Genomic DNA, 18,255 nt, shown 5'->3' with positions numbered 1-18,255 from the left:
AGGTCATACAGTTTTGTCCCCTACTGCGCCCCGCTTCACTAGCAGATTTACGACAGATTGGCCCGCAAGCGACACATTTGTCGCCGCAGAGGGTTCTGCCCTGAACCTGCCTGGTGTCAGTCTAAGGGCGCTTTAGGAGAACCGTTTCGCCGGTTTGCAGGGCCTGCTGCGCTGCCAATCCCATTCGCACCGCCCACAAACCGTCATGCACTGTCACATCCGGTTCGGCCTTGTGCCCGCGCACCAGATCCAGAAACCCCTTGTGCTGATAATAAGTCGAGCCGTTGTGATCTCCGGCAGCCAGCAAACGGGGATCGACAGGGATATCCTGCGACATTGGCCCCTTGGGGTCCCGCGGGCTGACGATGACCTGCGGCACTGGCGGCGTTCCCAGATGGTCGGGCCAGAACCGCCCCGGCCCCGGCACCAGAGCCTCGACCTTGGCTTTGGGTCCGATGGCCGAAATCTCCTCCTGATAGCGGGCGCCTTCGGCGAACATGCACAGCTCGAGCATCGCGCGCGCGCCATTGGCGAAATCGACCAGAACATAGCCATGATCCAGTATATCGGGTGTTTCACCCCCGTAGGTTTCGTCCAGATGATTCACCGCCTGCCCACCGCTTGCGGTGATCCGCACAGGGTCAGATTGCAGGATCAGCCGCATCAGATCGAAGAAATGGCAGCATTTCTCGACAAAGGTGCCGCCGGTGTTGCGGTTGAACCGGTTCCAGTCGCCGACTTTCCGCAGAAACGGAAAGCGATGTTCCCGGATCGACAGCATCCTGACCCCGCCTGTGTCCCCGATCTTGTCGATCAGGGTCGCGATGGGCGGCATATAACGGTATTCCATCGCAACCCAGATCGGGTGTGGATAGTCACGCTGAACTTTCTCTAGCCTTGCGGCGTCCTGGGGGTTGGTGAACAGGGGCTTTTCCACCAATAGCGGCAAGGGGCGCGTTTGCGCGACTTCGCAGATCTGATCGACATGCAGATGGTTTGGGCTGGCGATGACAAGGCAGTCCAGGTCTTCGATATCCAACACCTCTTGCACCGATTGTACCATAACCGCACCCGGCGCAATCGCCTGCGCGGCTTTTGCCATCCCGGGATCGGGCTCGAATATCGCCGCGACACGCGTGCCGTCCAGCAGGGCGATGTTGTGCAGGTGTTCCTGCCCCATCATGCCACATCCGATCAGCCCGTAATTGATGGTCCGGGTCATGCGCGTTTCCTTTTACTTCAGACGTTGGACATAGGTGGCCCGGTCCGGGTCGAACCAGGTCTTTGAAAATTCGACAGGTTCGGCCTTGTCCGACCAGCTGAACCGTTCGATATAGCCCACCGTTTCACCGGCGGCTTTGGTGAACGCCGCGGGCGTCCAATCGGGCAGCTGGCCAATCGATACGCGATCTTCGGCCCGTGATATCCAGAAACCCAGCTGGTGCTGATAATAGCGGTAGAGCGAGTCCGACAGCAGGCTTCGCTTGATCAGGCCGGCTGATTCGTCCAGCCAGATTTCCTCGACCGCGATGATTGTGTCATTCAGATAGCGCATCCGACGTACGCGCGATCCGGTGTCTGAAGTGCCAAAATCCGGCAGATCGGAAGGTTTCTTCAGATGATCGACGGACAGGATATCCGCACGCGGCAACCCGCCCCCTTGGGGCAATTCCAGCCGGAACATCGCGTAGACGCTGTTCTGAGTTCCGGTCTCGCGGATGTAATTTCCTGACCCCTGAATACGCTCCAACATGCCTTTTTTCTCAAGCTCTGCGAGAGATTTTCGCAGCGTGCCGACCGACACGTTCAGCTCGGCCGCCATATCGCGTTCCGGGGGCAGACGCTCACCATCGATCAAGCGGCCCGCAGCGACATCGCGGATCAGCAGCTCGGCAATCTGAACGTAGATAGGCAGGGCATTGGGGTTTCGGGTGTTGGGGGGCATTTCAGGCGCTTCATTCGGTCGCAGGAAAAATTGATACACTATTGATCTACATCAATGTGATTGCTACGCAAGAGGAAAGTAAAAGATGCACGGAGCGTGAATCAAATGACCATCGTCCCCATCACATCCCCTGATCTGGATGCGGCCGAGGTTTCGTGGTTCGCCGCCTTGTGTTCGGACGATTATCAGTTCCTGGGTGTGCCTGATGGTGATCTGCGGTCCAGCTGGGAGCATTGCTCGGCCATCGTGAAGGAGGCCGAGGCACAGGGGTTCCGCAACATCCTGTGCCCGTCATCATATCAGGTTGGGCAGGACACGCTGAGCTTTGTCGCCGGTTGTGCGCCGATCACGCAAAAGATCAACCTGTTGGCTGCCGTGCGCTGCGGCGAGATGCAGCCGATCATGCTGGCCCGCACGATCGCAACGCTGGATCACATGTTGAAGGGGCGGCTGACCGTCAACATCATTTCATCCGATTTTCCCGGCGAAAAGGCCGACAGTGCCTATCGTTATCAACGGTCGCGCGAAGTGGTCGAGATCCTGAAACAGGCCTGGACGCAGGAGGAGATCAACCATGCGGGCGAGGTCTACAACTTTACAGGTCTGACAACGGACCCGGCGCGGCCCTATCAGACTGGCGGGCCGCTGCTGTATTTCGGCGGTTATTCGCCCTCGGCGCTGGAGCTGTGCGGCGAGCATTGCGATGTGTACCTGATGTGGCCGGAAACCAAGGATCAACTGGCCGAGCGGATGAAAGCTGTTCATGCAGTGGCCGAAAATTATGACCGTACGCTCGACTATGGCTTGCGGGTTCACATGATCGTTCGCGATACCGAAGCCGAGGCGCAGGAATACGCGGATTACATCGTTTCAAAACTGGATGACGACTATGGCCGCGCGATCCGCGAACGGGCGTTGGATGCAACGTCGCTTGGCGTAGCGCATCAGGCCAGGAATCGTGATCTGGCGGATGAATATGGCTATGTGGAACCCGGTTTGTGGACCGGCGTCGGCCGCGCCCGCTCGGGCTGTGGTGCGGCACTGGTTGGATCAACCGATCAGGTCATGTCAAAGATCGAAGATTACCGGAAGATGGGCATTCGCGCGTTCATCTTCTCAGGCTATCCGCACATGGATGAGGCCAAGCATTTCGGTGCTCGTGTGATGCCGCATCTGAAAACATGCTCGCTGCCCGAAGCCTACAGGCGTGTGCCCAAGACACCCCCAGCCACACCGCTGGGCAACGGAGTGCGCCGCTGATGCAACGCGTGAAACTATCCCCGACGCTGGAAATGAGCCGCCTTGTCTATGGCATGTGGCGGCTGGGTGACGATAGCGACACCTCGGCAGGGCATGTCGAGGCCAAAATTCAGGCCTGTCTTGATCAGGGCATCACCACCTTCGATCAGGCCGATATTTATGGTGGTTACGCGGCCGAAGCCGTTCTGGGCAACGCCTTGCGCGCCAATCCCGGCCTGCGCCAGAACATGGAGATCGTCACCAAATGTGACATCGTCGCGCCTGTGGGGCGGCATTCCGATGCGAAGGTCAAATACTATGACACCTCGCGCGCGCATATCCTGAAATCCATCGACATGTCCCTGTCGGAAATGGCCATCGACCACATCGATCTGCTGCTGATCCACCGTCCTGATCCGTTCATGGACCACCACGAAACCGGGGCTGCGCTGGATGAGGCTGTCGCCAGTGGCAAGGTGGGCGCGGTTGGTGTTTCGAACTTCCGCCCGTGGGACTGGACCCTGCTGCAATCGGCGATGAAAACCCGGCTGGTCACCAACCAGATCGAGATCTCACTGGGCGCGATCGCCCCTTTCACCAATGGCGATCTGGCGTTTCACCAGCAGCATGGGCACCACCTTATGGCGTGGTCGCCGCTGGGGGGTGGGCTGCTGATGGCCGGAAACCCGCCCGTCGGGGTTGTCGCTGATGAAATCGCGGAGGAGTTCGGTGTAGACCGGGCCGCTGTGGCCGTCGCCTTCCTGCTGGCTCATCCGGCGGGCATTCTGCCGGTTCTGGGCACCAACAACCTGAACCGTATCAAACGCATCTCGGACGCGCTGAAAGTCACAATTGATCGCGAAACCTGGTTCCGCCTGTACGAGGCGGCGCTGGGGCATGAGGTAGCATGATGAACGCAATCTCAAGGAACATGACCCACACCTTTGTGCCACATAAGGACGACACCCGGACCCTGCGGGATGCTTTTGGGCGGTTTGCAACCGGCGTTACCATTGTGACATGCGACAGCGGTGACGGCCCGATCTGCATCACAGCCAACAGCTTTTCTTCACTGTCGCTGGACCCGCCACTGATCATGTGGGCCGGCGACCGCAACTCGCGCCGGTTCCCTTTTTTTCGCGCGGCACGGCATTTCACGGTGCATGTGTTATCGTCGGCGCAGGCCGAGCTGTGTTTTGGATGCTCGAAAGATGCCCATGCACTGCGCGACATCCGGCATGAGCGCTGTGCAAACGGCACCCCGCTGCTGTCGGATTGCCTGGCACGATTTGAATGCGAACAACATGCCTATCACGACGCGGGCGATCACGTGATCGTGGTGGGCAAAGTCCTGAAGGCCAGCATGAGCGACGGCGACGCGCTGACGTTCTACGCCGGGAAAATGGGCCAATTCGCGCAGCACTAAGCGCGATCTGACGACCGCGGGACACACCTGCGGCTGAACAAGGGAGGATCCGCATGGGCGGACTGGCATCGGTGCTTGCGCCGATTGCATTCGTGAACGAAACCGCGCTGCGTCTGGGCCGCGCGGTTGGCGTTGTTGCGATTGCTTTCATGGTCATCGCAATCCTGATTCAGGTGTTCTTCCGATACGTTCTGGGCAACGCCCTGCCCTGGCCGGATGAGGCCGCGCGGTTCTGCATGTTGTGGATGACCGGGTTGATGGCACCGACGGCCTTTCGGCGCGGCGGTTTTGTAGCTATCGACATGCTGCAACGGTTTCTGCCGCGTATGCTCGGCCTGTCACTCAATCTGTTCCTCCTACTGATATCGCTGGCCGTGCTTTTGGTTGCGGTCAAAATCGGCTGGTCCGAGGTCACGGGCTTTGGCGGCAGGTTTGCAACCGCCGCCCTGTACCTGCCGACATCGCTTGGGTTTGACGAGTGGTACCGCATTCCGCGCAGCTGGATGATGGCCTCGCTGCTGGTGGGGATCATTCTGCTGATCTCGGTCAATATCGAGCTTATCCTGCGTTCCGTGGTCACCTTGCTTGGCGGCGCGCATCTGTTGCCGGACATTCCCGACGCAGCCGTGGGGGCCGAATAGATGCTGATCTGGTTCCTCCCTACGTTCCTGATTTTCCTGCTGATTGGCCTGCCGGTCTTTTTCGCGCTTCTAGCGGCACCCGGCATCTTGCTGTGGCTGAACGGACAGACGAACGACATCACCCTGCTTTATCGTAATGTCTACAACGGCATGGACAGTTTCCCGCTGATGGCCATCCCGTTCTTCATGCTGGCCGGTGAAATGATGAACCGCGGCGGCATCACCATCCGCCTTGTCGAATTCAGCCAGGCCCTGATGGGCCACCTGCGCGGCGGACTAGCGCATGTAAACGTGCTGAGCTCGATCCTGTTCGCGGGCCTTTCGGGATCTGCGGTGGCTGACACATCCGCCCTGGGGTCGATGCTGATCCCGGCGATGGAAAAACAGGGCTACACCCGCAAATTCGCCGCCGCCATCACAGCCGCGAGTTCGGTGATCGGGCCGATCATCCCGCCCTCGGGCATTATGATCATCTATGCCTATGTCATGGGTGAAAGCGTGGCCGCCTTGTTCCTTGCGGGGATCGTGCCCGGAATCATGGTGGGTGTCGGCCTGATGGTGATGATCAAGTTCATGGCCGACAAGTACGATTTTCCCGTCGCCAGCCGGAAATACACATGGGATGAGCGGCGCAAAGCCAGCCTCAAGGCGTTCTTCCCGCTGATGACGCCCGTGATCATTCTGGGCGGCATTCTGGGGGGCATCTTTACTCCGACCGAGGCCGCCGCTGTTGCTGTGGGCTACGCCTTTATCATCGGATTTTTCGTTCTGCGTACACTGACCCTGAGGGAAATTCCGGATGTTCTGAGCAATGCAGGTATGACGTCGGCCGTGGTGCTGCTGCTGGTTGGCGCAGCAATGGCGTTCAAGACCGTGGTCAGCCTGAGCCATGCCCCGGAACAATTGGCCTCGTTGATCCTCAGCCTGTCGGAAAATCCGCTGATCCTGTTGTTTCTGATCAACCTGTTGTTGTTTATCGTCGGTATGTTTCTGGACGCAGGCCCCGCGATCATCATCCTTGGCCCGATCCTTGGTCCCATTTTCACCGGCCTCGGCGTAGACCCGATCCATTTCGCCATCATCATGAGCGTCAATCTGACCGTCGGCCTTGCCACGCCCCCTATGGGGCTGGTGCTGTTCGTGGCCGCCGCCGTGTCGCGGGAGCGGGTCGAGACGATCGCCAAGGCGATCCTGCCGTTTCTGGCGGTCGAAATCATCGTGATCTTTCTGATCACCTACATCCCCGCACTATCCATGACGATCCCGAGGATAACGGGATTTGCAAACTGACTGAGTATCACAGGGAGGAAACGCATGCTCGGAAACTTCATCAAAACAGCGGCGATTGCCACATCGCTTGTGGCCGCGTCTGCGGTCGCTGCGGTGGCTGCGGACTATACGCTGCGCGCCACTGCCAATTCGAACGAAAATGACGAGGATTACGACGGTCTGATCGTTTTCAAGAACTATGTCGAGGCGGCGTCGAACGGCGCCATCGAGGTTGAGCTGTTCATCGGCACCCAGCTGTGTTCGAACGGTGCAGAATGCCTGCAAGGCGTGGCGGATGGCACCATCGATATCTATATCTCTACCTCGGGCGGGGCCTCGGGCATCTTCCCCTATGTGCAGGTTCTGGACCTGCCCTATCTGATGGCCGATGACCGGATCGCCGAGCATGTTCTGTCGGGCGATTTCACCCGTAAGATGCGCGACATGGCGCTGGAGGATTCAGGTGGCGCGATCCGCCTGATGACCATCGGCAACACCGGCGGCTGGCGCAACTTCGCCAACACAAAGCACCGCGTCGCCGAGCCTGCCGACATGGAAGGTCTGAAAATCCGTACCGTCGTCGCCGACCTGCCACAGGAACTGGTCAAGGCACTAGGCGCGTCACCTACACCGATCCCGTGGCCGGAACTTTTCACCAGCTTCCAGACCGGCGTCGTCGAGGGGTCCAAGAACGGCATCACCGACATCATGGGCATGAAGTTCCCGGATGCCGGCCTGCAATATGTCACGCTGGACGGGCACGCCTATATGGGTGCGCTGTGGTGGATGAACAACGCCAAGTTCCAGGCGATGCCCGAAGATATGCGCCGGGTCGTTGTCGATGGGTTCTACGCCCTGCAACAGGCCACTTTTGCCTCGCCCAAGCGCAAATCGATTCAGGCCTATGAGGACTTCGTCGCAGGTGGCGGTGACCTGTATGTCCCGACACCCGAGCAGAAGGCTGCGTTCAAAGCCGCGGCTTCACCTGTCTATGACTGGTTCCAGACCAATGTTGCCCGTGGTGATGAAATCTTTGCCGCGCTGACCGAAGCGGTCACGGCGGCTGAGGCGGACGTGAACGCCTCGCGCAATGCAGACCTGAACTAAACGGACGGGTCGGGCCTTGTGGCCCGGCCCTTATCGAAACGGGTACATCCACCCTTTGTAGTCGTTGACCAGAACATGCGCCTTCTCGATCTGCTCCGGCGACATTTTCTTGATCACTTCCTCAAGGCTGATCGCCGCATCGGGATCGCCGCCAATGGCGCTGAGCGTGTACCACATATAGGCCCGCACCAGATCGGGGGCGGGCAATCCCAGACCCAGTTCGTAGTACCAGCCGACCCCCGACTGCGCCCCCGGATGCCCCTTCATCGAGGCACGCAGATACCATTCAAACGCCCTTTCGTGGTCCTGCTCGACCCCAAGACCCAGCCCGTACATCACACCAATCAGTTCCTCGGCCTCGGCATTGCCCGACCGGGCGGCGGGCAGCAGTTCTGCGCGCGCGGCTTCAAACTCTCCGGCCTCCATCAAGTCACGGGCCTGTTCCAGCTCAGCCAGAGCCGGGGTCGCAAGAAAACAAAGGGTAAAGAGAAACTGGCGCATTGGGCGATTGTCCTCGTTTGGGCGGGGGCCGCGGTGGCGCAGGACCTGCCACGCCCGCTGACAGATGATGACTTTATCCCATTTGATATGGAACAGGCCACTATCGGTCATCAACTGTTTTACGATCCGATCCTGTCAGGCAATCAGAACATTTCGTGCGCCCATTGCCACCACCCCGATTTCGGCACCTCCGACGGGTTATCCCTGGGGATCGGCGAAGGCGGACAGGGTCTTGGACCGGAGCGCACACCGGGTACCGGGGCGGACAAGATCCGCAAACGCATTCCCCGAAATGCGCCGGGGTTGTGGAACCTCGGGGCCAAGGACATCCGTACCGTTTTCCACGATGGCCGCCTGAGCATCTCGGACCTCTATGGCAACGGGTTCAATTCGCCTGCACAGGAATGGCTGCCCGGGGGATTGAACTCGCTTCTGGCGGCGCAGGCCTTGTTCCCGCTGACCGCGCAATTCGAGATGGCCGGTAATGTCGCTGAAAATCAGGTGACCGGCGCGGTTCACGACAGGATCGACAAGGGCTGGCCGATCCTTGCCAAACGCGTGCGGACCGATCCGCGCTATGGCCCTGCCATAGTCGCGGCTTTTGACAACATCGAGACCACCGAAGACATCACGATCACCCAGATCGCCAACGCGCTGGCGGCCTTCATGGCCATCGAGTGGCGCAGCACCGACAGCCCATTCGACCGGTACTTGGCCGGGGACAAGGATGCGCTGTCAGACATCCAGAAAGACGGGATGAACCTGTTTTATGGCAATGCGCGATGCGCGACCTGCCATGCGGGTCCGTTGATGTCGGACCAAGAGTTTCACGCGCTAGGTTTGCCCCCTTTCGGGCCGGGCCGGACCCGGCAATGGGACCCATATGCGCGGGACGTTGGACGGATGGCGGAAAGCAACCGTCTGGAAGACGCCTATCGCTTTCGCACGCCGATGCTGCGCAATGTCGCCCTGACCGCGCCCTACGGGCATAACGGTGCTTTTGCGGACCTCGAAAGCATGATCCGTCACCATCTTGACCCACAGACCAGCCTTGCCAAATGGAAACCCGACATGGCTGCGTTGCCCAAGGTCCCCTGGTTGCAAGAGGCGGATTTCGCGGTGTGGGAAGACCGGTTCGAAATGGAACGCCAGCGCAGCAGGATCGACATTGTGCCAGTGACACTTTCGGATGCGGAAATCGGCGCCCTTGTCGCATTTCTGCATTCCCTGACGGGCACTGGTGTTGGCTCTCCTCCTTTCGGGGTGCCTGCCGATTTCAACCCCTGAAGGCGGTTGCGCCATAATGCCAATTGATCCGACATAATGTCGGCATATCCGATCACTTCGTCAAATTGCGGTCTATGAAATGTCTGGCCAGCCCTGCACCATAATATCAGGAACAGAAATTTACGGAGACGTTGATGTCCTGGAATATTTGCGTAATCGGGGCAGGCAAGATCGGTCAGATGATCGCGACGCTGCTGAGGGCCTCGCCAAACTATACAGTGACTGTGGCCGACCATGACCTGAAAGCACTGGGTGATATCACAAGGCTTGGTATTGGCACGAAACAGATTGATGCCCGGGATGCTGACAGTCTGGCAAAGGAACTGACCGGGTTTAACGCCGTGGTTTCAGCGGCACCGTTCTTTCTGACCCCGAACATTGCCAAGGCCGCCAAAGAGGCGGGCGCGCATTATTTCGACCTGACCGAAGACGTTGCGGCCACAGAGGCCGTACGCCAGCTGGCCGAAGGCAGTGAGACAGCTTTCATGCCGCAATGTGGTCTGGCACCTGGTTTTGTGGGTATCTCCGGAGCCGCGCTTGCAGCGGAGTTCGATGAGCTGGACAGCCTGCATATGCGGGTGGGGGCACTGCCGCTTTATCCGACCAATGCGCTGAAGTACAATCTGACCTGGTCGACCGATGGGTTGATCAACGAGTACTGCAATCCTTGCGACGCCATTGTGAACGGCAAACTGGTCAAGACAGCACCACTGGAAGATTACGAGATTCTGGGTCACGATGGTGTGGAATACGAGTGTTTCAACACCTCGGGCGGGTTGGGCACGCTGCCGGAAACGCTGGAAGGCAAGGCGCGGGCCGTGTCTTATCGCACGATCCGGTATCCCGGCCATTGTGAAATCCTGAAGCTGCTGCTGCACGATCTGGGGCTGGAACGCCGCCGCGATCTGCTGAAAGAGATCTTCGAGACCGCCCTGCCCCGCACCGATCAGGACGTGGTGCTGGTCTATTGCACGGCCAAGGGTATGATCAATGGCGTTCTGCGCGAGAAATCCCTGATCAACAAGAGCTTTGCCCGTACCATCAACGGACAGGTCTGGAGTGCCATTCAGGTCACCACAGCTGCGGGTATTCTGGGCGTCGTTGACCTGATGCGTACCGGCACGCTGCCTTCGAAAGGGTTTGTCCGGCAGGAACAGGTCAAACTGAACGACTTCCTGAAAACAGAATTTGGCCAGCTGTATCGTGCTGGTGACGTGACCCGGCAAAACAAGGCGGCCTGAGATATGAAAGACATCGTAATGACAGCCCAAACCACGCTTGCAAATCTGGATCTGACGGGTGCCGCATTGAAGGGCGGCACCCTGAAAGTGACGTCGCCGATTGACGGCAGCCTGCTGGCCGACGTGCATGAAACTCCGGCCACCGAAATGGACGCGATCATTGCCCGCGCCAAAACCGCGTTCAAGGCGTGGCGCGTTGTGCCGGCCCCGCGTCGGGGCGAGCTGATCCGCCTGTTGGGCGAAGAGCTGCGCGCCGCCAAGGACGATCTGGGCGCGCTTGTCAGCTGGGAGGCCGGCAAGATCACGTCCGAAGGTCTGGGCGAAGTGCAGGAGATGATCGACATCTGCGACTTTGCCGTTGGTCTGTCGCGTCAGCTTTACGGTCTGACCATCGCATCGGAACGTCCGGGGCACCGGATGATGGAAACCTGGCATCCGGCGGGCCCAGTCGGGGTGATCTCGGCCTTCAATTTCCCGGTTGCCGTCTGGTCGTGGAACGCCGCTTTGGCACTGGTTTGTGGCGATCCGGTGGTCTGGAAACCGTCCGAGAAGACCCCGCTGACAGCGATGGCCTGCCAGAAGATCTTTGAACGCGCGCTGGTGCGGTTTGGCGATGCCCCCGAAGGGTTACTTCAGGTCCTGATCGGTGGCGCGGAGTTGGGCGAGGCGCTGGTGGCCAGCGAAGATGTTCCGATCATCTCGGCCACGGGTTCGACACGTATGGGTCGTGCAGTTGCGCCCATTGTAGCGGCACGCTTTGGCAAGTGCATTCTGGAACTGGGTGGCAACAACGCGATGATCGTTGGCCCTTCGGCGGATCTGGAAATGGCCGTGCGCGCCATTGTCTTCTCGGCCGTTGGGACCGCCGGTCAGCGCTGTACCACGCTGCGCCGTCTGATCGTGCACAACTCGATCCGCGAGGAACTGGTGGGCCGCCTGAAAAAGGCTTATGCCGGTTTGCCCATCGGCAATCCGCTGTCTGAGGGCACGTTGATCGGGCCACTGGTAGATGAGGCATCGGGTGCCGCCATGACAGCCGCACTGGAAACCGCAAGGGCCGAAGGCGGCACCGTGTTTGGCGGCGCGCGCGTGACCGCAGGGCTTCCTGCGGGTGTCTATATGCAGCCCGCAATCGTCGAAATGCCCGGCCAAAGTGCGGTCGTGAAAACCGAGACATTCGCACCGATCCTTTATGTCATGGGCTATGACGATTTTGACGATGCGATCCAGATTCAAAACGATGTGCCGCAAGGGCTGTCATCCTGTGTGTTCACGCTGAACATGCGCGAGGCCGAGCAATTCCTGACTGCGGCGGGGTCGGATTGCGGTATTGCCAACGTCAACATCGGCCCCTCGGGCGCCGAGATCGGTGGCGCATTCGGAGGCGAGAAAGAAACCGGTGGCGGACGCGAAAGCGGCTCGGACGCGTGGAAGGCCTATATGCGCCGCCAGACCAACACCGTGAACTACTCGGCAGAGCTCCCGCTGGCGCAGGGTGTCAAATTCGACATCTGAACCAGCGCGCAAACTGACGGACATTCTGATCCCCCCGGAGCTTTGATGTTTCGGGGGGATTGCTTTTGTCGCGCAGGGTTTGGCACTGGCAGGCTGAAGCAGGCACAAAACCGGTGGTTCTTGACGAAATCCCTGCCGTGCGGCATGTGATGTCGCTGGGGGGAACGGCATGTCCGATAAGGTCAGATGGCCCGACACGGCATGTATGAACAGATTAAGCGTCCGAGTGGCCCCGATGGCTGGCTGCTTTTATACCGGAAGGTAAGTAAGATATGTGCCCTGCACCCGTTGATGCAGAGACCCCGCGCGGGTTCATCATCCCGATCGGCGGCGGCGAAGACCGCGTCAAGGAAATGCAGATCCACCGTAAGTTCGTAGAGCTTTCAGGTGGTGAGAATGCCGATATTGTCGTGATCCCGACAGCCTCGATGCTGGAAGAGACCGGACCGGATTACAATCGCATCTTTTCCGAACTGGGTGCGGGCAAGGTCGAATTTCTGCCCATCTCACGTCGTGCCGATTGCGATAATCCCGATTATGCCGAGATGCTAGACCGCGCCACAGGGGTTTTCATGACCGGTGGCAATCAGCTGCGACTGTCGGCGATTCTGGGTGGCACGCTTGTTGCGCAGAAAATTCGCCGTCGGAATGCGGCCGGTGTGCCGGTTGCCGGCACTTCAGCCGGGGCATCAATCATGTCCGAACACATGGTGGCCGGGGGCAGCAGCAACTCGGCCCCGGCTGAGGGCAATATCACGCTGGCTCCGGGCATGGGCTTGACCAACGCCGTCATCATCGACCAGCATTTCACACAGCGCAATCGGCTGGGACGTTTGTTAACTGCTTCATCTTTCAACCCTTTTTTGATCGGACTGGGTATCGACGAAGACACGGCAGCCTTCATCGGACCCGATAATGTCCTTGAAGTCGTGGGCAGTGGATCGGTTACCGTCGTTGACGCCAGTCATCTGACTCATTCGTCGATGTGGGACGCGCGCCGCGGTGAAGCACTGAGCCTGCTTGGACTTCGGCTTGACGTTCTGGGCGAAGGGTGCCGTTATGATCTGACGGCTCGCCAGGCTTTTCCGCCGGATGAGCATATGGCGTTCTGCACATTGCCGGACATGTCCGGTCAAGAGGCCGCCAGCGGGGGGAATAATAGCTAACCAACGGGGAGCCTCATGAAAATAATCTCGACCAATGTCTTTGTCGGCCCAAATGTCTGGGCAAGTTTTCCGGTCATTCGCCACGTCATCGATCTGGGTGTTCTGGAAGAGTGGCCCTCGGCAAAAATTGGTTCCGAGTTTATTGACGCCTTGATCAAGGCGCTTCCCGGTCTGGCGGAACATGGCTGCTCCTATCGCGAACCCGGCGGCTTCATCCGCCGCCTGCGCGAGGATGAAGGCACCTGGTTGGGGCATGTGCTGGAACATTGCGCCATCGAAGTGCAGAACGTGGCCGGGTCCGACGTGACCTTTGGCCGTACGCGCGGCACAGGTGAGCCGGGCCAGTACAATATGGTCTATGAATACCGCCAGCGTGACGTCGGTCTGGATGCGGGCAATTTGGCGATGCGGTTGCTGATGCACCTGCTGCCGCAATCCCTGAAAGATCAGGTGGATTACGAATTCGACCCGGACTTCAACTGGGATGAAGAACTGCGCAGCTTTGTGCTGAGGGCGCAACGCAAGGAATTTGGCCCGTCGACCGGATCGCTGGTCAAGGCGGCGCAGGAACGCGACATCCCGTGGATCAGGCTGAATTCCGGCTCGCTTGTGCAATTCGGACACGGCAAGTTTCAGAAACGCATTCAGGCGACAATTACGTCCGAGACCAAGCATATCTCGGTCGAGATTTCCTGCGACAAGGAAGACACCCATAATCTGCTGAACGATCTTGGCCTGCCGGTACCGCAGCAACGCATGGTCTATTCGGCCCGCGAGGCCGTTCGTGCGGCAGCGCGGATCGGGTTTCCGGTGGTGGTCAAACCGTTGGACGCCAACCATGGGCGCGGCGTGTCGATCAATCTGAATTCCGATGCCGAGGTCGAGGCGGGATTTGCCGAGGCCAAGGAGCATTCACGCAGCCGCGCCATTCTGGTTGAAAGCTTCATCACCGGCTTTGATCACCGGATGCTGGTCGTGAACGACAAACTGGTTGCGGTGGCCAAACGCGTCCCCGGCCATGTAATAGGCGACGGCACCCATACGATTGCCGAACTGGTCGACATCGTGAACCAAGACCCGCGTCGGGGCATCGGGCATGAAAAAGTGCTGACCAGGCTCGAGCTGGACAATCAGGCTAACCGCCTGATGGAGAATGCGGGCGTGACGGAAGACACTGTCTTGCCCGAGGGCGAGGTTTTCTATCTGCGCTCGACCGCGAACCTGTCAACGGGTGGCACCGCCATCGACCTGACCGACGTGGTGCATCCCGACAACCGCGACATGGCCGAACGCGCCATCATGGCCGTCGGGCTGGATGTGGGCGGTGTCGATTTCCTGATCGACGATATTACCAAATCCTACAAAGATATCGGTGGCGCGATTGTCGAAGTAAACGCCGCCCCCGGTTTCCGGATGCATGTGGCCCCGTCCGAAGGTCAGCCGCGCGATGTGGCGGGCAAGGTCATCGACATGCTGTTCCCCCCCAATGAACAGACCCGCATCCCGATTGCGGCCATAACCGGCACCAACGGCAAGACGACCACGTCGCGGATGCTGGGTCATATCATGAAAACCAGCGGCAAGATCGTTGGCATGACCTCGACCGACGGCGTCTATGTGGATGGCAAGCTGAGCGTCAAGGGGGACATGACCGGCCCGAAATCGGCACAGATCGTCCTGCGTGATCCGATGGTCGATTTTGCGGTGATGGAAACCGCGCGGGGCGGGCTGGTGCGCTCGGGTCTGGGCTATCAACGCTCGAACGTGGCGGCCTGTCTGAACGTCTCGGCAGATCATCTGGGTCTGGGCGGGATCAACACGGTAGAGGAGCTGGCCGTCGTCAAACGGGTGGTGGTGGAAAGCGCGACCGATACGGCCGTGCTGAACGCCGACGACATCAATTGTCTGAAAATGGCCGATTATGCCGGGGCGGATCAGATCTTCTATGTCACGACCAACCCCGGTCACAGTCTGGTCAAGGAACATATCAAGACAGGGGGCAAAGCCATCGTGCTGGAAAAAGGCATGAATGGCGACATGCTGACCATCTATGACAAAGGGCTTCACATCCCGGTTCTGTGGTCGCATCTGATCCCCGCCACCCTTGAGGGCAAGGCGATCTTCAACGTGCAAAACGCCATGGTCGCGGCGGCAATGGCCTATAGTTTTGGGGTCGATCTGGACAATATCCGGCATGGTCTGCGCACTTTCGACACCAGTTATTTCCAAGCGCCGGGGCGGATGAACGTCTATGATGAACATCCCTTCAAAGTGATTCTTGATTACGGCCACAACCCAGCCGCGCTGAAAGCGATGGCCGCATTGGCCGATCAGTTGGACGTCAAGGGCCGCAGGCTGTGCGTTGTTGCGATGCCCGGCGACCGCCGCGATGAAGACATCGTTGATGGAGCCGCAGCGCTCGCCGGGCATTTTGATCATTTCATCTGCAAGGCCGATGACCGCCGCCGGGGTCGCGGGCATGACGAAGTGCCGCAAATGATGCGGCAGGCCCTGATCGATTGCGGGACACCGGATGAGGCGATCACGATCATCCCGGATGAGGTTGAGGCCGTGACCGCCGCGCTTGAGATGGCGGCACCGGGCGATCTGCTGGTGATCTTTGGCGATGACACCACACGGTGCTGGAAACAGATCATCTACTTCAATTCCGATGGCGAAACCTCTGAAACCGAGGCGGCACCCAGGACCAGCCCCGCCGACACCACGTTCGAGGACATGTTCGACAGCGACCAGAACCTGATCCGGGACGAACGCGGCGTAAGACTGGCGCGTGAAGTCAGCGAAGACGCGGATTGAGCGAGGGCACCGGAATGGACCGGATCGAAGAGCTTGAAACCGCGCTGATCATCGAATGCGCGACCGCTGATCATATTCAGGTGGATGACGCGCGGCGTCTGACCGGCCCCGGCCTGTTATGGGATCACCCCGGCGCGGTGATGGATGTGTTTTTCACGGATATCGACCCCGCGCAGGTCATTGCACTGTGGGAAAAACATGCCCGGCGCGTTCTTGATGCGCTTGGCTGGCAGGATCAGGCACTGACCCACCGTACCTTCACCGGTGGTGTCAATCTGGCAATCTCGGCACCGATGGATCAGCTTTATTCCGCGATCTTTGCAGCGCAGACCGCCTGGCATTTCTGTGCGGCAGAGTTGTTGGCGACGACGCCGGGCGATTTTGATCAGATGATCCGGGACGTCAAAGGCGTCATGGCGAAGGAGGCCAATCCTGCGCTGATCGCCCTGATCGCGGCAGCCGAGGCGCATGGCGTGGATATCCTGTGCGACGATGACGAAATTTCCATCGGGCATGGCACCGGCAGTCAAACCTGGCCTGTCGACGCATTGCCCGCCCCGGATGACGTGGACTGGCCCGACCTTCACAACATCCCCGTCGCCTTCATCACCGGAACAAATGGCAAGACCACGACGACACGGTTGCTGGAGGCCATCGCTCGCGCCTCGGGCAAGGTCGCGGGGCTGACCTCGACCGAGTTTGTGCGAGTGGGCGACGATATTCTGGATCGCGGCGACTATTCCGGCCCCGGCGGAGGACGGATGTTACTGCGCGACAAGCGGCTTGAAATCGGCTGCCTTGAAGTGGCCCGTGGGGGTATCTTGCGCCGCGGCCTGCCGACACGTGCCGCCATGGCCGCCACTGTCACCAACGTGGCGAACGATCATCTGGGGCAATACGGCGTCAACACGGTGCCCGAGCTGGCTCAGGCGAAATTCGCCGTGCACCGGACACTGACCAAGGGCGGCGTTCTGGCCCTGAATGCCGATGATCCTTTTGTCCGTGCCGAGGCTGAAAACACTACGGCAAATATCTGGTGGTTTTCTCTGGATGCCGGGAATGATCTGATCCGTCGGGCACGGGACGCGGGAACATGCTGCGCCTATGTTTCGCAGGGCAATGTCGTCTTTTTCGACGGCCGTTCCGAGCAGGTGGTCATAGCTGTGTCCGACGTGCCCCTGACCATGGATGGGGCCGCGAAATACAACATCCTGAACGCCCTGGCGGCTATGTGCCTTGCGCTGGCTTTGAAGCTGACGCTTGAGGCGGTGCGGAATGGGTTGGCCGGGTTCAAACCGGATGCCAGGGACAATCCGGGTCGCTGTAACGAATTCCTATACAACGGCGCTCAGGTTTTCGTGGATTTCGCGCATAACCCGCATTCGATTTCTGCCGTGTGCGATGCGCTGTCGGCCCTGCCGGCAAAACGGCGGTTCATCATGCTCAGCCATGCCGGAGACCGCTCGGATCAGGACATTCGGGACGTCACCGCAACCGCGTTGAACTTCCAACCCGACGTGGTCGTTGCTGCTGAACTGGAAGGGTATCTACGGGGCCGCTCATTGGGAGAGATACCGGACCTGATCGAAAAGTCTGCCCTGGAACAGGGATATGACAAGACCCAGATCCAGAGGGCCGCGTCCCCGTCCGAAGCCTCTGCGATGATCCTGAAACAGGTGGAACCGGGCGATCTAGCCTTGCTGCTGGTTCTGTCGGAACGCGACGCCGTGCTTGAGATGCTGAACCAGCAGGCGACCTAGCGGGTTGAGGAATCAGCTAAGCAACGAACCACCATTTCCGTCTGCGATCATCTGAGCAGCAAATCGCGCATCACCCTTGCATTGACACCCAGCCTGACAATACTCGCCTAACACAGGCAACAGACGGTTGAGGTTAGGTGTTATGGAGATTGAGCGGACGGGGTTGTCGGGTGTGTTGGTTATCCGCCCGCAGCGGCATGGGGATTTGCGGGGGTTTTTTTCTGAAAGCTGGAACAAGGCGCGGCTGGAAGAGGCTGGGGTTGTGTTGCCGGAATTTGTGCAGGACAACCATTCGCTGTCGTCCGCGGTGGGGACATTGCGCGGCCTGCATTTTCAGGCGC

Annotated in this window: 16 protein-coding genes; 13 read left to right on the top strand and 3 right to left on the bottom strand. The window is 59.4% G+C overall.

Going from position 1 to position 18,255, the window contains the following annotated elements; genetic code table 11:
* Nucleotides 1-121: 121 nt before the first annotated feature.
* The gene (locus tag ACR0JI_RS19450; protein WP_480496080.1) at nucleotides 122-1,222 is read right to left on the bottom strand and encodes a Gfo/Idh/MocA family protein; all 1,101 of its coding nucleotides are present in this window, start codon (nucleotides 1,220-1,222) and stop codon (nucleotides 122-124) included.
* A 12-nt stretch (nucleotides 1,223-1,234) separates the two neighbouring features.
* Nucleotides 1,235-1,945: a GntR family transcriptional regulator gene (locus ACR0JI_RS19445; protein ID WP_480477535.1), complete on the bottom strand. Its 711-nt coding sequence runs from the start codon at nucleotides 1,943-1,945 to the stop codon at nucleotides 1,235-1,237.
* 105 nt (nucleotides 1,946-2,050) lie between these two features.
* Between ACR0JI_RS19445 and ACR0JI_RS19440 the strand changes: the two genes are divergently transcribed.
* The 6 genes from ACR0JI_RS19440 to ACR0JI_RS19415 are packed head-to-tail and all read left to right on the top strand — an operon-like array spanning nucleotide 2,051 to nucleotide 7,627.
* The gene (locus ACR0JI_RS19440; protein WP_480496081.1) at nucleotides 2,051-3,205 is read left to right on the top strand and encodes an LLM class flavin-dependent oxidoreductase; all 1,155 of its coding nucleotides are present in this window, start codon (nucleotides 2,051-2,053) and stop codon (nucleotides 3,203-3,205) included.
* The gene (locus ACR0JI_RS19435) at nucleotides 3,205-4,095 is read left to right on the top strand and encodes an aldo/keto reductase (protein ID WP_480496083.1); all 891 of its coding nucleotides are present in this window, start codon (nucleotides 3,205-3,207) and stop codon (nucleotides 4,093-4,095) included. Before ACR0JI_RS19440 ends, ACR0JI_RS19435 begins: the two co-directional genes overlap by 1 nt.
* Entirely contained in the window at nucleotides 4,095-4,610 is a 516-nt protein-coding gene (locus ACR0JI_RS19430) for a flavin reductase family protein (RefSeq protein WP_480496085.1), read from the top strand. The genes ACR0JI_RS19435 and ACR0JI_RS19430 overlap by 1 nt, the downstream gene beginning before the upstream one ends.
* Nucleotides 4,611-4,663: 53 nt before the next feature.
* Nucleotides 4,664-5,251 carry a TRAP transporter small permease gene (locus tag ACR0JI_RS19425; protein WP_480477543.1) on the top strand — a complete coding sequence of 196 codons (588 nt, stop codon included), beginning with the start codon at nucleotides 4,664-4,666 and terminating at the stop codon, nucleotides 5,249-5,251.
* Complete coding sequence (locus tag ACR0JI_RS19420) at nucleotides 5,252-6,541, top strand: TRAP transporter large permease (RefSeq protein WP_480477545.1); 1,290 nt, start codon at nucleotides 5,252-5,254, stop codon at nucleotides 6,539-6,541.
* 24 nt (nucleotides 6,542-6,565) lie between these two features.
* Nucleotides 6,566-7,627 carry a TRAP transporter substrate-binding protein gene (locus tag ACR0JI_RS19415; RefSeq protein ID WP_480477547.1) on the top strand — a complete coding sequence of 354 codons (1,062 nt, stop codon included), beginning with the start codon at nucleotides 6,566-6,568 and terminating at the stop codon, nucleotides 7,625-7,627.
* A 30-nt stretch (nucleotides 7,628-7,657) separates the two neighbouring features.
* Here the strand turns inward: ACR0JI_RS19415 and ACR0JI_RS19410 are convergent, their stop codons facing one another.
* A complete protein-coding gene (locus ACR0JI_RS19410; protein ID WP_480496087.1) occupies nucleotides 7,658-8,128 on the bottom strand; it encodes a tetratricopeptide repeat protein in 471 nt (156 codons plus the stop codon).
* A 33-nt stretch (nucleotides 8,129-8,161) separates the two neighbouring features.
* Between ACR0JI_RS19410 and ACR0JI_RS19405 the strand changes: the two genes are divergently transcribed.
* The 7 genes from ACR0JI_RS19405 to ACR0JI_RS19375 all read left to right on the top strand — a co-directional run.
* Nucleotides 8,162-9,415, top strand: a complete 1,254-nt coding sequence (locus ACR0JI_RS19405) for a cytochrome-c peroxidase (RefSeq protein ID WP_480496089.1) — start codon at nucleotides 8,162-8,164, stop codon at nucleotides 9,413-9,415.
* A gap of 134 nt (nucleotides 9,416-9,549) precedes the next feature.
* A complete protein-coding gene (locus ACR0JI_RS19400) occupies nucleotides 9,550-10,656 on the top strand; it encodes a saccharopine dehydrogenase family protein (protein WP_480496091.1) in 1,107 nt (368 codons plus the stop codon).
* Nucleotides 10,657-10,659: 3 nt separating this feature from the next.
* Entirely contained in the window at nucleotides 10,660-12,171 is a 1,512-nt protein-coding gene (gene amaB / locus ACR0JI_RS19395; protein ID WP_480496093.1) for an L-piperidine-6-carboxylate dehydrogenase, read from the top strand.
* A 272-nt stretch (nucleotides 12,172-12,443) separates the two neighbouring features.
* Nucleotides 12,444-13,337 (top strand): cyanophycinase, encoded by an 894-nt coding sequence (locus ACR0JI_RS19390; RefSeq protein ID WP_480477557.1) that lies wholly within the window; start codon nucleotides 12,444-12,446, stop codon nucleotides 13,335-13,337.
* Between the two features lie 15 nt (nucleotides 13,338-13,352).
* Nucleotides 13,353-16,154, top strand: coding sequence for a cyanophycin synthetase (gene cphA / locus ACR0JI_RS19385; RefSeq protein WP_480477559.1), 2,802 nt, complete (start codon nucleotides 13,353-13,355; stop codon nucleotides 16,152-16,154).
* Complete coding sequence (locus ACR0JI_RS19380; RefSeq protein ID WP_480496095.1) at nucleotides 16,151-17,914, top strand: Mur ligase family protein; 1,764 nt, start codon at nucleotides 16,151-16,153, stop codon at nucleotides 17,912-17,914. The genes cphA and ACR0JI_RS19380 overlap by 4 nt, the downstream gene beginning before the upstream one ends.
* A gap of 142 nt (nucleotides 17,915-18,056) precedes the next feature.
* Nucleotides 18,057-18,255: dTDP-4-dehydrorhamnose 3,5-epimerase family protein (locus ACR0JI_RS19375; protein ID WP_480496097.1), on the top strand; the 199-nt coding region annotated here is incomplete at its 3' end.

It is taken from the genome of Ruegeria sp. N10, assembly GCF_056531545.1.
Note: the sequence above shows the minus strand (reverse complement) of the source record. Positions and strands in the feature narration are given on the sequence as shown.

What these genes read in the sequence shown, in the direction of transcription:
- ACR0JI_RS19450 (WP_480496080.1), bottom strand. Translation starts at nt 1,222, where the DNA reads ATGACCCGGACCATCAATTACGGGCTGATCGGATGTGGCATGATGGGG.
- ACR0JI_RS19445 (WP_480477535.1), bottom strand. Translation starts at nt 1,945, where the DNA reads ATGCCCCCCAACACCCGAAACCCCAATGCCCTGCCTATCTACGTTCAG.
- ACR0JI_RS19440 (WP_480496081.1), top strand. Translation starts at nt 2,051, where the DNA reads ATGACCATCGTCCCCATCACATCCCCTGATCTGGATGCGGCCGAGGTT.
- ACR0JI_RS19435 (WP_480496083.1), top strand. Translation starts at nt 3,205, where the DNA reads ATGCAACGCGTGAAACTATCCCCGACGCTGGAAATGAGCCGCCTTGTC.
- ACR0JI_RS19430 (WP_480496085.1), top strand. Translation starts at nt 4,095, where the DNA reads ATGAACGCAATCTCAAGGAACATGACCCACACCTTTGTGCCACATAAG.
- ACR0JI_RS19425 (WP_480477543.1), top strand. Translation starts at nt 4,664, where the DNA reads ATGGGCGGACTGGCATCGGTGCTTGCGCCGATTGCATTCGTGAACGAA.
- ACR0JI_RS19420 (WP_480477545.1), top strand. Translation starts at nt 5,252, where the DNA reads ATGCTGATCTGGTTCCTCCCTACGTTCCTGATTTTCCTGCTGATTGGC.
- ACR0JI_RS19415 (WP_480477547.1), top strand. Translation starts at nt 6,566, where the DNA reads ATGCTCGGAAACTTCATCAAAACAGCGGCGATTGCCACATCGCTTGTG.
- ACR0JI_RS19410 (WP_480496087.1), bottom strand. Translation starts at nt 8,128, where the DNA reads ATGCGCCAGTTTCTCTTTACCCTTTGTTTTCTTGCGACCCCGGCTCTG.
- ACR0JI_RS19400 (WP_480496091.1), top strand. Translation starts at nt 9,550, where the DNA reads ATGTCCTGGAATATTTGCGTAATCGGGGCAGGCAAGATCGGTCAGATG.
- amaB (WP_480496093.1), top strand. Translation starts at nt 10,660, where the DNA reads ATGAAAGACATCGTAATGACAGCCCAAACCACGCTTGCAAATCTGGAT.
- ACR0JI_RS19390 (WP_480477557.1), top strand. Translation starts at nt 12,444, where the DNA reads ATGTGCCCTGCACCCGTTGATGCAGAGACCCCGCGCGGGTTCATCATC.
- cphA (WP_480477559.1), top strand. Translation starts at nt 13,353, where the DNA reads ATGAAAATAATCTCGACCAATGTCTTTGTCGGCCCAAATGTCTGGGCA.